The organism is Rhizobium sp. KNZ2-6A, from assembly GCF_056755475.1.
In genome coordinates, this window is sequence record NZ_JBNDIC010000015.1 from 1 (window position 1) to 15,042 (window position 15,042).

Here is a 15,042-nt window from a genome sequence, read left to right on the forward strand (position 1 = left end):
CTGTAGCCGGGAGGATTGACTGCATGCACGATAACATCGGCGCCGTGCGCAGCCTTCAGGACATCGTCTGCCTGCATAGCGTCGCCTTGAACCCAGTCGAAGCCCGGCTGGCGGCGGGACGCCTCGGCTGCATTGCGGTTCAACGCCCGGATGCACCAGCCGCGTGCGGCGAGCCCCTCAGCCACGGCGCCGCCAATGCCGCCGGTGGCGCCAAGTATCAGGGCCGTTTTCCCATGCTCCAACTGATTGATCATGATCATCTCCATCGGTTTCGATGGGCTGACTATGCCGAACCGTTGCGATAAACGAAATTGCGGAAAAATATGCAGATGATATACATAAATGTATGGCATCATCATCCGAACCAAGCTGGGATTTCTATCGCACCTTCCTTACCGTGCTGCAGCACGGCTCGCTCTCGGCGGCTGCTCGCGATCTCGGCCTGACACAGCCGACGGTCGGACGTCATATCGACGCGTTGGAAAAGGCGGTCGGCGCCGAACTGTTCACGCGTTCGCAACAGGGCCTATTGCCGACCGATGCCGCCCTCGCACTGAAACCCTATGCCGAGACGCTGGCAAGTACGGCCGCCGCCCTGCTGCGGGCCGCCTCCGGTTCGAAGGACAAGGTCAGCGGCACGGTGCGCATCAGCGCAAGCGAGGTCATCGGAACGGAAGTGTTGCCAGCGATCCTTGCCGAACTGCAGGCGAGATATCCCGAGCTCATCATCGAGCTTTCCGCTTCCGACGCGGTGGAAGACCTGCTGCAGCGCGAAGCCGATATTGCCGTGCGCATGGTGGCGCCGGCGCAGGAGGCGTTGCTCGCACGCCATATCGGCACCATCACCCTCGGCCTCTTCGCTCATCGCAGCTATATCGGGCGGCATGGCAAACCCGAGACCCTCGAGGCGCTACGCCGGCACAAGCTGATCGGCTTCGATCGCCAGACTGCCTACATACGAGTGATGCAGAAACGCTATCCGATACTCGACGGGATCTCTTTCAGCTTTCGATCCGACAACAGCACCGCACTGCATAACGCTTTACGCGCCGGTATCGGCATCGGCTTTTACCAGATCCCCTTGGCAAGACGCGACGCAAGCCTCGTGCGTCTGTTGCCCGACATCGAATTGCCGCTCGACACCTGGATCGTCATGCATGAAAACCTGAAGACGTCGCCGCGCTGCCGCGTGACATTTGATGCGCTGGTCGCGGGTTTGCTTGTTTACATCAAGGGCAACAACACGGGGGAACCATCTTGACCATGGGAGCAGCGGTGGAACTGGTGCCATATGACCCGACCTGGCCGAATGATTTCGAGCGCATCCGCAACGGGCTTCAGCAATTGCTGGCTCCCTATGCCGAGGCGATCGCGCATATCGGCAGCACATCCATTCCCGGCCTCGCGGCGAAACCGCTTATCGATATCGACATTATCCTGCGCGGCTCCGCCGACATCCCTGCCGCGACACGGATTCTATTGGACCAAAGCTACGAACCGCGCGGCAATCGCTATGATGATGAAGTCTGGGCATTCATGCGGCGCGAAGGCAGACCGCCGGAGCGCGTCTATCTTTGCCCGCCGAACAATCGGACACATGAACGCAGGATAATCTTTCGGGATTATCTTCGGGCGCATCCGGCGGAAGCGGCCGCCTATGAGAAACTGAAACTGGAACTCGCCGAAACCTACCGGCACGATGGTGATCGCTATACCACCGAGAAGCGTCACTTCGTCGAAGCGATCATCGAAAAGGCAGTCGACGAGCGGCAGACCTAGAACAATAGCGCAGCGGTTTTCCGCCCAGAATTGCGGAACAGTAAAGAGACAGGGCGGTTTGGTGATTCCGTGAAGCGCTGAACCGCGCTAGGCACCAGGCGCCGTATCGACCGGCGGGAAATGCCGCTGGCCGTCGAGAACCTCCGTTTCCGGACGGTCGCCGCCATCGGCATATTCCTCATGCCACTTGCCGCTTTCGTCCTGCCAGCTGATTTCGGCCGAGTCGCCCCCGACCTGCTGTTCAGCCGCAACGATCCGCGCGGCCTCCACAGCTTCGGAATGCGTCGGAAACGCCTCCGAATAAACATCGCGGAAACGATAGGCCCATCCACCGTCATGCGGCACGATTTCGTAAACGACCTTGACCATTCAAACCTCCTTCTCATCTGCCAAGACCTCTGAATCCGGACATTGCCGGCAGGATCGCGTGCATCTGAGACGGGTTTCGAGGATGCCGCGGCATATTGGTTGGGCAGACCTATCCTTGCAGTATTCCATTAAACCGCGCCAACTGCAAATTTCGGCTCCTGCCTGGACGCTTGATGTGCGAAATCATTGCTTTAGAGTGCAATCGTGAATCGGGGCAAAGGTTGGGAAAGTGATCACAGCAAAGTGGTTTAGGCAGGAAAAAGCCCTGTTGGTCGCATTGGCAATTGCCATCATTGCCTTTGTTGGTGAGCATTCCGTGCTCGAAATGGGGCAAGCAGCATCGATGATCGCAGCAGCGGCATTGATCGCAACGATTGTGCTGGCCTCCATGCGCGTCGCCCATCATGCCGAAACCCTTGCCGTCAAGGTCGGCGACCCCTACGGCACCATGATCCTGACCCTGTCGGCCGTCGCCGTCGAAGTCATCATCCTCGCCATCATGATGAGCGGGGAAAGCTCGCCGACGCTGGTGCGTGACACGATCTACTCCGCCGTCATGCTCGATATCAACGGCATCCTCGGCCTCGCCGCCCTGCTCGGCGGCCTGAAACATGGCGAGCAGCCCTATAACGACGATTCCAGCAGGACCTATGGCGTGATGATCCTGACGGCCATGGGAATTTCGATGATCGTGCCGGAATTCATCCCCGATCCGAAATGGCATTACTACTCGGCCTTCACCATCGTTGCGATGATCGCGCTCTATGCGCTGTTCCTGCGCATGCAGGTCGGCAAGCACAGCTATTTCTTCAGCTACAGCTATCCGCGCACGGAGAAGAAACTCGCGGCAACAGAAGAGCATCATGAGGACGAGTCCACCACCACCTCGATCGTGACAATCCTGATCGGCGTCGTGCTGATCGGCGCGCTCGCGGAGTTCATGGCAACCTTCATGGATACCGGCCTAAAGGGCACGGGAGCACCGCCCGCCATCGCGGCCATCGTCGTCGCTGCGATTTCGGCGGCCCCGGAAATCCTGACGGCGTTGCGGGCAGCCCTGCGCAACCGCATGCAGGCGACGGTCAATATCGCCATGGGCGCCTCGCTATCGACGGTCATCCTGACGGTGCCCGTCATGGAGGCAATTGCGCTCTATACCGGCCAGCCCTTCATCATGGCCATGTCGCCGGTGCAGACCGTCATGGTGATGATCACGCTGATCGCCGCCGCCATCAACCTCAACGATGGCGAAACCAATGCCATCGAGGGCATGACTCATTTCATCCTCTTCGCCACCTTTATCATGCTGACCGCGCTCGGACTTTGATTCCGATTTCAATGGCTTGCACCGATCGTCGGACTCAAATTGCGAAGCGCTTGAATCAATTGATGAACCCAAAGCATCGAGCTGAACGCAAAAAGCCCGCCATCTCTGGCGGGCTTTTCATGTGACTTGTCTTCAGCTGCTTATTTGCAGGCACCGCAGAAGCGCTGGATGCGGCGGCAAGCTTCTTCGAGCAGCTCTTCCGAGGTCGCGTAAGAGATGCGGAAGTTCGGGCCGAGGCCGAAAGCCGAACCGTGCACGACGGCAACGCCTTCCGATTCCAGCAGCTCGGACACGAAGTCCTCATCCGTCTCGATGACCTTGCCCGTCGGAGCCGTCTTGCCGATCAGGCCGGCGCAGGACGGATAGACGTAGAAGGCACCTTCCGGAACAGGGCAGGAAATGCCCTTTGCCTGGTTCAGCATCGATACGACGAGATCGCGGCGACCTTCGAAGATCTTCTTGTTGTGGGGAATGAAGTCCTGTGTGCCATTCAGCGCTTCGACGGCTGCCCACTGGGCGACCGAGGTCGCACCGGAGGTCTGCTGCCCCTGGATCATGTCCATGGCCTTGATGAGCTGCAACGGGCCGGCAGCATAGCCGATACGCCAGCCGGTCATGGCATAGGCCTTCGAGACGCCGTTCATCGTCAGCGTACGATCATAGAGGCTCGGCTCGACTTCCACCGGCGTGGCGAATTTGAAATCGCCATAGGTCAGGTGCTCGTACATATCGTCGGTCAGGACCCAGACATGCGGATGCTTGACCAGTACGTCCGTCAGCGCCTTCAGTTCGGCATGCGAATAGGCAGCGCCCGACGGGTTGGACGGCGAGTTGAACATGAACCACTTGGTCTTCGGCGTGATCGCAGCTTCAAGATCGGCAGGCTGCAGCTTGAAGCTGTTGGCCTGTGTCGTTGCGACGAAAACCGGCGTGCCACCGCACAGCGCCACCATTTCCGGGTAGGAAACCCAGTAAGGCGTCGGGATGATGACTTCGTCGCCCGGGTTCAGCGTCGCCATGAAGGCATTGAACAGGATCTGCTTGCCGCCGGTACCGACGATCGTCTGCTCCCAGGTATAGTCGAGATTGTTCTCGCGCTTGAACTTGGCGGCGATCGCCTTGCGCAGCTCGGGAATACCGGAAACCGGCGTGTATTTCGTCTCGCCACGATTGATCGCATCGATGGCGGCCGTCTTGATATTATCGGGCGTATCGAAATCCGGCTCACCGGCGCCGAGGCCGATCACGTCGCGTCCTTTTGCTTTCAGCTCGCGCGCTTTCTGGGAAACGGCGATGGTGGCAGAAGGCTTTACACGGGAAAGAGCGTCGGCAAGAAAGGCCATGGTGATCGGTCCTATTCGGTTGAAAATGGCAGAAAGCCTGTGGACCAGTTTTCTGCGCTAAGCTCTATGTCGAATATGGGCCGCCGTTTCAAGCACAAAGGCGTCACAGTGGCTTTATTTCATGGCTTTCCGGGCTGAGCAGCCAAGCTTTTCTTACCCGGCTAGAGGCTCGCAACGAGCGACTATGCGCACCGCCTGTCCAAGCTCCACCGATCACAGTTCGACGTTGCCTGTTTGCCCAAACTTGAATCACTGCGTGAAGCATCTGAATCAGAATCTGAAGTGCGCGCGAATTTCCTATACAGAACAAATATTTGCCCGACTCCTTCCGACAGCAAAGGTCGCACGCACGCGCTGCTCGCGTGAAAAGAGCCTTGCCGGCCAGCAGAACAGCGAGAACGGATAGGTCGGCCATTTCGCGGCCAGGAACACAAAGACGTTATCGGCTTCGCCTTGAACGACCAATGAATGGCCCCACCTTGCGAAAGTAAGGATGTTGGGGAGTTGGGACGATGCGCCCTGGTAGAACGAGAGTTTCGATCGTTTTGACAGCCAGCGCCGTGCTCTCGGGAACGGCCACGCTTGCCGGACCGGCGCAAACCATCAAGACGCAAGAGGCGACCGTCAAGGTCGAAACGATAGCGGCAGGGCTCGACCATCCCTGGGCAGTCGAAGTGTTGCCTGATGGAGCCTATCTCGTTACCGAACGCCCGGGCCGTATGCGGCTTGTCCGTGGTGACAAGATCTCCGCCCCGATCTCGGGCGTCCCTGAAGTCTATGCCCATGGCCAGGGCGGCCTGCTCGACGTCGCCCTTGATCCGAAATTCGCCAGCAACCGCACCCTCTATTTCACCGCCTCGGTGGCGAGCGACGGCGGAAGCGGCACCGCCGTCTTTCGCGCCCGACTGTCGCAGGACGAAAAGCAGCTGACCGATGTGAAGCGCATCTTCCTCATGAACAAGCTGTCGCGCGGTAATATCCAATATGGCTCGCGCATCGCGATTGCCCGCGACGGCAGCCTCTTCATCAGCCTTGGCGATCGCGGTCAGCAGGATCGCGCCCAGGATTTTCAGGACGATGCCGGCTCCATCATCCATATCGAGGCCGACGGAAGCATCCCGGCCGATAATCCCTTCAAGGACGGCAAGCGTGCCCCGCCGGAAATCTGGTCGAAAGGCCATCGCAATCCGCAGGGCATCACCTTCGACAGCGAGACGAACAGGCTCTACACGGCAGAACATGGCGCCAGAGGCGGCGATGAGATCAACACGCCCGAAGCCGGCAAGAACTATGGCTGGCCGGTCATTTCCTATGGCGTCAATTATTCCGGCACCAAGATCGGTGTAGGCACAGCAAAGGCCGGTATGGAGCAACCCCGCTTCTATTGGGACCCTTCGATCGCGCCCGGCGCCATCGCTATCTATCGCGGCAAGATGTTTCCCGAATGGAACGGCAATTTCCTCGTCACGGCCCTGAAATTCGAGCTGCTGTCACGGCTGAGCCAGGACGGCAAGGGCAAGATCATCGAGCGGGAACGCATGTTCGACGATAAATTCGGCCGTCTGCGCGATATCATCGTCGCTCCCGATGGCGCACTGCTGATCACCACCGATGAAGAGGATGGAATGCTCCTGAGGGTTTCGAGGGCCGCAAGTTAGCGCTCCGCTTCCGGCGCCTTTCGCCCTTGCCCGGCACAAAAGCAGCTGTTAACGGTCGCCCCATTTCTTTCCTCCCTTCCCGCAGGATGCAGATGTCTCGCATACAGGCGAATTTGTTGTTGTTGGTTGCCGCCGCGATCTGGGGCGGCGGTTTCGTTGCGCAATCGACAGCCATGAAGGCGATCGGACCCTTCTGGTTCATCGGCCTGCGATTTGCCGTGGCCACCCTGGTGGTCCTGCCTTTCGTTTGGATGGAAAAGAGAAAGGCTGCAAAGCCTCTGACGCGTAGCAACTGGCTCGCTTTTCTACTGATCGGCCTCACGCTTTTCGGGGGTGCCGCGACCCAGCAGATCGGGCTTTTGACGACGACGGTGACGAATTCGAGCTTCATAACCGGCCTCTACGTGGTCTTCGTACCGCTGATTGCCGTTATCTTCCTGCGCCGGTCGCCGCATTGGATCATTTGGCCGGCAGCGCTGATGGCGCTCTCAGGCATCTATCTGCTGTCGGGGGGCTCCTTCTCGCGCCTGACATCAGGCGATTTTCTGACCGTCATCTGCGCGCTCTTCTGGGCGGCGCAAATTACCCTTGCCGGCTCGGCCGTCAACGAAACCGGCCGGCCACTTGGCATTTCCGCAACTCAATTTGCCGTCACCGCCGCTCTCGCCCTTGCCGTCGCGGTCGCCATCGAACCGATCAGCATCGCCGATATAAGTGCAGCGCTTGGCGAGATCCTCTATGTCGGCATCTTTTCGTCCGGCCTGGCTTTCGCGCTGCAGATCATCGGCCAGCGCTACACGACCGCCCCTCAGGCTGCGATCTTTCTTTCTTCGGAAGCATTGTTCGGGGCTTCGCTCGGTGCTTTGCTGCTGGGCGAAACCATGGGGCCGCTCGGCTATGTCGGTTGCGCCCTGATGTTTACCGCGATGCTTGCGGTCGAACTCGTGCCGGAATTGGCCCGACGTCGCTACGCCGCAGCGTAAAAAAGCCCTGAAAAGCGTGCTTTCGCCGGCTCTCGACCGACTTTGCCGAAATTTTTCCGAACAATCGAAAATGGGCGTTCACAGCGGCCGATTTGGGAAAATTTCACCAAAACTATATCGCGAGCGATGGAAAAACCTTAGAAACTTGTTCCGAAGTGGGAAAATTTGCGAATCGCAATAACATATGCACGTTACGCTATTGTGCCTCTTCCGACACGTTAAAAAACTTTTGCTTGCCAATTTCCCATAAACACAGCACTCTCAACGGTGTTCGGGCATTTTTAGAGCATGGGAAGTCCTAATAGAATTGCGCGCCGGAAACGCTAATATTCCGGTCAGCTTGATCGAGAAGCGGGGTGGCAAACATCGCATCGAGATCATGCCGAGTTACGGGGACCTTTTCCTTCAAAATTCGAGAACTGCCTGCAAACGCCCGCAAGGGCAAGGACGTAATGCTGCCCGTGTGGATGGTGGGCAGAGAGAAAAGGACCTGAGGCATGGCCGAGACTGGCACTGTAAAGTTTTTCAATACCGATAAGGGCTTCGGTTTCATCAAACCGGACAAGGGTGGCGCGGACATCTTTGTACATATTTCTGCAGTTCAGGCTTCTGGTCTGGCTGGATTGTCGGAAAACCAGAAGGTAAGCTTCGACACGGAACCGGATCGCCGCGGCAAGGGGCCGAAGGCCGTCAATCTGCAGATTGCCGGCTGAGACGCCTTTACGGCTATCAAATTCGAGTTGAGGCCCGGCAGCGATGCCGGGTTTTGTCATTCAGTCTGCATTCAGTTTGCCGCGTATAGTCTGCCTCCCATGAAAGAGCGGGAATGACTTTTGCCCCGCTTCCGTTAGAGGATAGGCCAATGACCACACTCGGCAAAACGCTCGTCATGTCCGCCGTCGCCGCGGCACTGACGGTAACTTCCATGAGCGCCGCGTCCGCTGATGAATACTGGCGTCATCACAACCGCGATGGCTGGGCGATCGGCGCTGCCGGTCTCGCCACCGGCCTGATCGTCGGTTCTGCTATCGCCAGCCAGCCGCGCTATGTCGAGCCGGCGCCGGTCTATGTCGACCCTGGTTACGACGCACCTCCTCCGGATTATTATTATCGCCCGCAGCCGCGCCGCGTTTATGTCGAGCGGGATGTCAGCTACTACGCACCGCCTGTATCCGGTCTGCGCCCTTGGTCCTCCGCCTGGATGCGCTATTGCTACGACCGCTACAGAAGCTTTGACGGCCGCTCCGGCACCTATGTCGGCTATGACGGCATGCGTCACTTCTGCGCCGCCGACTGATTGGCGCTCTGCTACCGACTTCATATGACGAGGAATCCAAGCGCCGCTTCCCAGCGGCGTTTTTTTTACAATCCGCGCAGGAAAGGATTGGTGCGACGCTCGTCGCCGATCCTGCTGCCTGGCCCATGACCGCAGATGAAGCCGACCTCATCGCCAAGCGGGAAGACCTTGTCGCGGATCGATTCCAGCAGCTGCTGGTGATTGCCGCCGGGCAAATCCGTTCTTCCGATCGAGCCGTTGAACAGCACGTCGCCGAGATGGGCAAAGCCCTGCTTCCGGTTGAAATAGATGACATGGCCGGGTGCATGGCCGGGGCAATGGAAAACCTCAAACTCATGCTCGCCGAAGGAGAGCTTGTCGCCCTCCTTCAGGAAACGGTCCGGCACGACATTGCGCACGCCGATAATGTTGAACATCTTGCCCTTGGCTTCGATATCTTCCAGCAGGAAACGATCGTCCTCATGCGGGCCGATCACCTCGATCCCAAGCGCCTCGCGCAGTTCGTCGGCGCCGCCGGCGTGATCGATATGACCGTGGGTCAGCCAGATCGCCGTCAAGGTGATGCCGTTCTCGCGCGCGGTCTGCAGGATGACGTCGACATCACCGCCCGGATCGACCACGACGCCCTCCTTCGTTTCCGGATCGAACAGGATGGTGCAATTCTGTTCGAAAGGGGTCACCGGAATGATGCCGGCCTGGAGCATGCCCATGGAGCGCCTCGTCTGTTTGATCGTTCTGCCGTGGATATAGCCGCAAACCTCCGGCAAAACAGCCCCCGCTCGCTTCAAGGCGGTGCGAAAGTCAGCCTTCTCCCCCGTTCGGATATTTAAACGCGCACCTTCATTGGACAGCAGCGTGATCAAAGCAGGCCGGCCGGAACACTGAAGCACCCAAAGCGTTGAGGATAGGTCTTTAGAGGCCAGAAGGAGAGAACCAATGTCCTTGAAGAAAAATTTGCTGCTGGCCGGTGTCATTCTTGCCGGCAGCGCAGGCCTCGCCCAGGCTGAAATGTCCGCAACCACCGCCAGCGACATCGAAGTTCGCTCCGGCCCGGGCGCGGAATTCCCGACCGTCGGCGTCGCAACGCGCGGATCCGAGGCGACGCTGGATGGCTGCATCGAAGGCAGCCGCTGGTGCCGTGTCGATGTCAACGGCATGCGAGGTTGGGTCTATGCCCAGTATCTCAGCGTCGAACAGAACGGCGCGTCGGTGGTGGTCCAGGACCATCGCGATGATCTCGGCATTCCCACCATCACCTACGAGCAGACCGATCCTGTCAATACCGGCAGCGTCCAGACGGCGCAGCCTGGCCCGAATGACCAATTGCTCGGCGCCGTCGATCAGGGCAGCGGCAATGTGGTCGCGGTCACGCCGCCTGAGGAAATCCGAACCTATATCGACGACAATCCAGTCGATACGGTCAGGTTGAGCGGCAACCTGGTGGTCGGCGCCACGGTTCCGCAAAGCGTGGAGGTGCATCGCATCCCGGATTATCAGTACAGCTATGTCGAAGTGAACAACCAACCGGTCCTGGTCGATCCGGGGACGCGGCGTATCGTCTACGTTTACCGCTGATTCGCCCGCAGGGCCGAACAGGATGGCGAAATTGGCTTGCGGCTGATCGGCCGCAAGCCTGCATCGCGGATTTCCCCTGAAATTATTGCAGAATTCTCCCGTTTGGGTTGCCCTTCTATTTGCAGCGATCCTTGCTTGATGTAATCCTAATATCCACTGAGGATTATCGCCGCTTCCTGCTGTAGCAATCCGGGATGCGACGAGAGGGGATCCGGGAGTGTCTTCCGGAGCAATGGGAGAATGGTAGTCATGGAAAGTTTAGGGCCTATCATTACGCAATTGATAGCCGGTGCGATCGGTGGCAACGCCGCGAGCGCCGTTTTGAAGCAGGAAGGGATAAACCTCGTTGCGAGAACGATCGCTGGTGCCATTGGCGGCCTTGGTGGCGGTCTGATCCTTAATCTGATCGGCAGCGAAGCCCTCACCGGCCTCGTTGCGCAAGGCATATCCTCGCTGGTCGCTGGCGGCGTACTTTCCGCCATTGTTGGCGCGGTTCTCGGCCGCAAGTCGTAAATTCATCAAATCGCACAGGCCGGTGGAGCAACTCGTCCGGCTTGTGCGGATTCATAGGCTGGTCCACGCGCACCAGCCTATGAATCCGTGTATCCGAACGGAGATGACACGGAACGTGTCGGCAAGGCCGGCACTTGCCAGACCCGCATCGAATGCCGCGCCATTCGATCGCTTTTGCATGGCCTCTCTTCCCGCCATGGCCTGCAAAGATTGCCTTCACGGTCACGCCAGGGGTTGATTATCATTTCCGTCGCGCTCTATCCACGAGATGCAGCGGGGGGAATTACGAGATATGTTGGCGTTTTGCACGGCCGCGCGCGTAATTTTCCGACGCGGCAGCGCCGTTTGCGCCGTGCAGCAATTGTGCGAAAACAGTCGATGGCGTAAAAATGTGTCAACGAAGCTGACATATTTTTGCGTAAGTTTCCCGGATGCTCCAAAATTGGAAAGGAAGTGCCAGGGTGCCACGACAGATGAGCCAGAACGCGGCAAGGACGGAGCTGCTGGAAACACCGATGCAAAATGCGGGAAGCGTTGATTTCGAGGTGATCGAGCTGCTTTTCTTCGCCTACCGCGATTTCGTTTCGGATCCGGACCAGATTCTCGTCAAGAGCGGCTTCGGGCGCGCTCATCATCGCGTCGTTCATTTCGTTAACCGCGAACCCGGCATGACCGTTGCGGACCTTCTGGAAACATTGCAGATCACCAAACAGAGTTTGGCGCGGGTTCTCAAACAATTGATCGATTCGGGTTATATTCGGCAGGTTGCCGGTCCGGAGGATCGGCGGCAGCGCAAGCTTTACCCCACGCGGGCCGGCCGCGATCTGGCTCTGGCGCTGGCGGAGCCGCAATCGCGCCGCATTGAACGGGCATTCGAAGGCGCGTCGGAAGCGACGCGCGAAAGTGTGAAACGTTTCCTGCGGGGAATGCAGACCGAGAAGTGACGGCAATCCAGACCGCGGGGGCCGGTGCGGAATGCCTCATCTCAATCTATGGGTAGGACAGGATCGAGACGGATCGAATGACCATAAAAACAGCAATCTCGGATGATGCAGCACATCTTCTGGTCGTGGACGACGATACGCGTATCCGCGCCCTCCTCAACCGCTACCTGATGGAGAAGGGTTTCCGGGTAACGGCTGCCGCCGACGGTGCCGAGGCCCGCCGCAAACTGGAAGGGCTCGATTTCGACCTCATCATCATGGATGTGATGATGCCGGGCGAATCCGGGATCACGCTGACATCGAGCCTGCGCGCCATCAAGAACATTCCGATCATCATGCTGACGGCGCTTGCCGAAGCCGACTCCCGCATAGCTGGCCTCGAGGCCGGCGCGGACGACTATCTGCCGAAGCCCTTCGATCCGCGCGAGCTTGTGCTGCGTATCAACAACATACTTCGGCGCAATACTCCCGCCGATTCCCCTAAGATCGAGCTCGTCATGTTCGGCCCCTATACGTTTTCGCTGACGCGCAAGGAACTCAAGAAGGCGGCGGAACTCATCCGCCTGACCGACCGCGAACAGGAAATCATGCTGCTCTTCGCGAAGCGCGCCGGCGAGACGATCCCGCGTCACGAGCTGATCGGCAGCGATGCCGAAGTGGGCGAGCGGACCATCGACGTACAAATCAACCGACTGCGTCGCAAGATTGAAGACGATCCGGCCAACCCTATCTGGCTGCAGACGGTGCGTGGCATAGGCTACCGCCTGAGCATAGACTGAGATCGGCCGCGGGATCAGGTGATGGTGACTTTCGATTCGATCAGGCGCGACCAGGACCACACGCCCTCCAACGGGCTCCGGTGGCTGACGCGCTGGTTGCGCCGGTATGTTCTGCCGACCGGCCTCTATGCCCGCTCGCTGCTGATCTTCATCCTGCCGATGATCATCCTGCAGGCAGTCGTGACCGTCGTCTTCATGGAACGCCACTGGCAGATGGTGACGCAGCGGCTGTCGATGGCGACCACCCGCGACATCGCCGCCATCATCACCATCATCCAGACCTATCCGCAGGATGCCGATTATTCGGCCGTTACCCAGATGGCGCGCCAGAAGCTCGACCTCGCCATTTCGATCGAGCCCGGCGGCGAGCTGCCGCGGCCCGGCGAGAAGCCCTTCTTTTCGATCCTCGACGGCATTCTGAGCGATGAGATCCGCGATCAGATCAACCTGCCCTTCTGGATTGACACCGTCGGCAATTCCAGTCTGGTCGAGATCCGCATCAAGCTGCCTGACAAGGTGTTGCGCGTCTTCGCCAAGCGCAGCCAGACCTATGCCTCCAATACGCATATCTTCATCCTGTGGATGGTCGGTACCTCGCTGGTGCTGATCGGCATCGCCGTGCTCTTCCTGCGTGGCCAGATCCGCCCGATCCTGGCCCTGGCCCAGGCCGCGGAAAGCTTCGGCAAGGGACAGCGACTGGAAAACTATTCCCCCCGTGGGGCCGACGAAATACGTCGCGCCGGTCTCGCCTTCATCCTGATGCGGGAGCGCATCGAACGGCAGATCGAGCAGCGCACGGCCATGCTCTCCGGCGTCAGCCATGACCTGCGAACGGTTCTCACCCGTTTCAAGCTGCAGCTTGCCCTTGTCGGCGACAATCCCGATCTTGTCGGCCTCAGCGAGGACGTCGAGGACATGCAGAGCATGCTCGAGGGCTATATGGCCTTCGCCCGAGGCGAAGCGGAGGAAGATGTCGGCCAGTTCAAGCTCAGCGACATCCTTGAAAAGATCCGTCAGGACTTCACACTGCATGGCAAATCCATGAGCTTCTCGATCGACGGCGACGATGAGATCTCCGTCCGGCCCAATGCCTTTACGCGCCTGGTGACCAATCTCGCCACCAACGCCCGCCGCTATGCCAACAGCCTCCGCGTCGAGGCTCGGCACAGCGCCAAATGGCTGACAATCGTCTTTGACGACGACGGACCCGGCATCCCTGTCGAAGCGCGAGACGATGTCTTCAAGCCGTTCTTCCGGCTGGATACCGCGCGTAATCTTGACAAATCAGGCACAGGCCTCGGCCTTTCCATCGCGCGCGATATAGCCCGCAGCCATGGCGGCAACGTCACGCTCGGCGACAGCCCGCTCGGCGGCCTGCGTGCCACGATCCGCATTCCTGCATGAGGGGGGCTTTTATGCCGATCGATATTGATGGCATGCACTGGCTGAACGCGCCGCCGCTATGGGAAATGAACCAGGGCCGGCTGTTCGTCCGTTCCGGCAACAAGACCGATTTCTGGCAGGAAACCTATTACGGCTTCCATCACGACAACGGCCATTTTCTCGGAATGCCGCGCCGCGGCGATTTCACCGCCGAAGTAACATTCATCGGACATTATCGAGAGCTTTATGATCAGGCCGGCCTGATGCTCCGCCACGGCGCCAGGCATTGGATGAAATGCGGGATCGAATATACCGACGGCGCCAAGCATTTCAGCGTCGTCGTCACCAACGGCAATTCCGACTGGTCCGCTTTCCGGCTGGATCACGATTTCGACGCCATGTCCGCGCGGGTCACCCGCAACGGCGACGCCCTGTTCATCCAGTATCGCACCGACCGGATGAGCGAATGGCGCATGGCGAGACTCAGCTGGTTCGATCCGACACTGGAGGACGTATTGGTCGGACCGGCCTTCTGCTCGCCGCAGCGCGAAGGCTTCGAGGCGGAATTCCTCGATTTCAGCCTGACCGATCCCCTATCAAGGGATATTCACTGAGCCTGTTTTCCCGCGATCGCAAAAGGGGCGGTCGCTTACATCATCCTCTTACCATCGGGCACCGGCTGGGTCACCGCCGCAAGAACGATCGCGCCCGTCTCATCCTCGAAACCGAGGGTCAGCACTTCGGAGCGCACCGGCCCGATCTGGCGAGGCGGAAAATTGACTACGGCCAGCACCTGCCGTCCGACGAGGGTCTCCGGCGTATAATGCACGGTGATCTGCGCGGAGGAACGCTTGATGCCGATCTCCGGCCCGAAATCGATCCTGAGCTTGTAGGCGGGCTTACGCGCTTCCGGAAAGGTCTCCGCTTCGATGATCGTCCCGACACGGATATCCACCCGTTCGAAATCGCCATAGGTGATCTCTTCCGCCATGCCCTGCCCTTTATCGAAAATTTAGAATGCCCGCATTTCACGGAACCGCTGAGCCATTCTTCTCTTTGCTCTCACGCATTCCCGCCGGAAAACCGCTGTGC

Annotated in this window: 18 protein-coding genes; 13 read left to right on the forward strand and 5 right to left on the reverse strand. The window is 59.1% G+C overall.

The genetic code is table 11. From position 1 onward, the window contains the following. On the reverse strand, nt 1–254 hold a 254-nt coding region (locus ACPYOP_RS12620; protein WP_481410736.1), incomplete at its 3' end, for an SDR family NAD(P)-dependent oxidoreductase. A 92-nt stretch (nt 255–346) separates the two neighbouring features. Between ACPYOP_RS12620 and ACPYOP_RS12625 the strand changes: the two genes are divergently transcribed. Together ACPYOP_RS12625 and ACPYOP_RS12630 are read left to right on the forward strand one after the other, a co-directional pair. Continuing rightward, nucleotides 347–1,261: a LysR family transcriptional regulator gene (locus tag ACPYOP_RS12625; RefSeq protein WP_481410737.1), complete on the forward strand. Its 915-nt coding sequence runs from the start codon at nt 347–349 to the stop codon at nt 1,259–1,261. A 2-nt stretch (nt 1,262–1,263) separates the two neighbouring features. Next, on the forward strand, nt 1,264–1,779 hold the full coding sequence (locus tag ACPYOP_RS12630) for a GrpB family protein (protein WP_481410850.1): 516 nt from the start codon (nt 1,264–1,266) through the stop codon (nt 1,777–1,779). Between the two features lie 87 nt (nt 1,780–1,866). Here the strand turns inward: ACPYOP_RS12630 and ACPYOP_RS12635 are convergent, their stop codons facing one another. Continuing rightward, complete coding sequence (locus ACPYOP_RS12635) at nt 1,867–2,148, reverse strand: DUF2188 domain-containing protein (RefSeq protein ID WP_481410738.1); 282 nt, start codon at nt 2,146–2,148, stop codon at nt 1,867–1,869. Between the two features lie 268 nt (nt 2,149–2,416). On the opposite strand from ACPYOP_RS12635, the gene ACPYOP_RS12640 reads away from it, so the two are divergent. After that, nucleotides 2,417–3,475, forward strand: coding sequence for a calcium:cation antiporter (locus ACPYOP_RS12640; RefSeq protein WP_481410739.1), 1,059 nt, complete (start codon nt 2,417–2,419; stop codon nt 3,473–3,475). Between the two features lie 140 nt (nt 3,476–3,615). Here the strand turns inward: ACPYOP_RS12640 and ACPYOP_RS12645 are convergent, their stop codons facing one another. Then, complete coding sequence (locus tag ACPYOP_RS12645; RefSeq protein WP_481410740.1) at nt 3,616–4,818, reverse strand: pyridoxal phosphate-dependent aminotransferase; 1,203 nt, start codon at nt 4,816–4,818, stop codon at nt 3,616–3,618. Between the two features lie 512 nt (nt 4,819–5,330). On the opposite strand from ACPYOP_RS12645, the gene ACPYOP_RS12650 reads away from it, so the two are divergent. The 4 genes from ACPYOP_RS12650 (at nt 5,331) to ACPYOP_RS12665 (ending at nt 8,756) form a co-directional block, all read left to right on the forward strand. Continuing rightward, nucleotides 5,331–6,476, forward strand: a complete 1,146-nt coding sequence (locus ACPYOP_RS12650; RefSeq protein WP_481410741.1) for a PQQ-dependent sugar dehydrogenase — start codon at nt 5,331–5,333, stop codon at nt 6,474–6,476. Nucleotides 6,477–6,568: 92 nt separating this feature from the next. Then, nucleotides 6,569–7,459 carry a DMT family transporter gene (locus tag ACPYOP_RS12655; protein WP_481410742.1) on the forward strand — a complete coding sequence of 297 codons (891 nt, stop codon included), beginning with the start codon at nt 6,569–6,571 and terminating at the stop codon, nt 7,457–7,459. A gap of 497 nt (nt 7,460–7,956) precedes the next feature. After that, the gene (locus ACPYOP_RS12660; RefSeq protein WP_004116423.1) at nt 7,957–8,172 is read left to right on the forward strand and encodes a cold-shock protein; all 216 of its coding nucleotides are present in this window, start codon (nt 7,957–7,959) and stop codon (nt 8,170–8,172) included. 149 nt (nt 8,173–8,321) lie between these two features. Continuing rightward, a complete protein-coding gene (locus ACPYOP_RS12665; protein WP_481410743.1) occupies nt 8,322–8,756 on the forward strand; it encodes a BA14K family protein in 435 nt (144 codons plus the stop codon). Nucleotides 8,757–8,821: 65 nt separating this feature from the next. Here ACPYOP_RS12665 and ACPYOP_RS12670 read toward each other — a convergent pair whose 3' ends face one another. Beyond that, entirely contained in the window at nt 8,822–9,466 is a 645-nt protein-coding gene (locus ACPYOP_RS12670; RefSeq protein ID WP_481410744.1) for an MBL fold metallo-hydrolase, read from the reverse strand. A gap of 226 nt (nt 9,467–9,692) precedes the next feature. On the opposite strand from ACPYOP_RS12670, the gene ACPYOP_RS12675 reads away from it, so the two are divergent. From ACPYOP_RS12675 to ACPYOP_RS12700, 6 genes are all read left to right on the forward strand, one after another. Next, a complete protein-coding gene (locus ACPYOP_RS12675) occupies nt 9,693–10,331 on the forward strand; it encodes a DUF1236 domain-containing protein (RefSeq protein ID WP_481410745.1) in 639 nt (212 codons plus the stop codon). 249 nt (nt 10,332–10,580) lie between these two features. Continuing rightward, a complete protein-coding gene (locus ACPYOP_RS12680; protein WP_120664552.1) occupies nt 10,581–10,844 on the forward strand; it encodes a hypothetical protein in 264 nt (87 codons plus the stop codon). A gap of 473 nt (nt 10,845–11,317) precedes the next feature. Next, nucleotides 11,318–11,788 carry a MarR family winged helix-turn-helix transcriptional regulator gene (locus ACPYOP_RS12685; RefSeq protein ID WP_481410746.1) on the forward strand — a complete coding sequence of 157 codons (471 nt, stop codon included), beginning with the start codon at nt 11,318–11,320 and terminating at the stop codon, nt 11,786–11,788. Nucleotides 11,789–11,865: 77 nt separating this feature from the next. Then, nucleotides 11,866–12,567: a response regulator gene (locus ACPYOP_RS12690; RefSeq protein ID WP_149634791.1), complete on the forward strand. Its 702-nt coding sequence runs from the start codon at nt 11,866–11,868 to the stop codon at nt 12,565–12,567. 21 nt (nt 12,568–12,588) lie between these two features. Next, complete coding sequence (locus ACPYOP_RS12695) at nt 12,589–13,971, forward strand: ATP-binding protein (RefSeq protein ID WP_481410747.1); 1,383 nt, start codon at nt 12,589–12,591, stop codon at nt 13,969–13,971. An 11-nt stretch (nt 13,972–13,982) separates the two neighbouring features. After that, complete coding sequence (locus tag ACPYOP_RS12700) at nt 13,983–14,564, forward strand: DUF1349 domain-containing protein (RefSeq protein WP_481410748.1); 582 nt, start codon at nt 13,983–13,985, stop codon at nt 14,562–14,564. A gap of 35 nt (nt 14,565–14,599) precedes the next feature. Here ACPYOP_RS12700 and ACPYOP_RS12705 read toward each other — a convergent pair whose 3' ends face one another. Continuing rightward, a complete protein-coding gene (locus tag ACPYOP_RS12705) occupies nt 14,600–14,941 on the reverse strand; it encodes a tRNA-binding protein (protein WP_481410749.1) in 342 nt (113 codons plus the stop codon). Nucleotides 14,942–15,042: the final 101 nt, after the last annotated feature.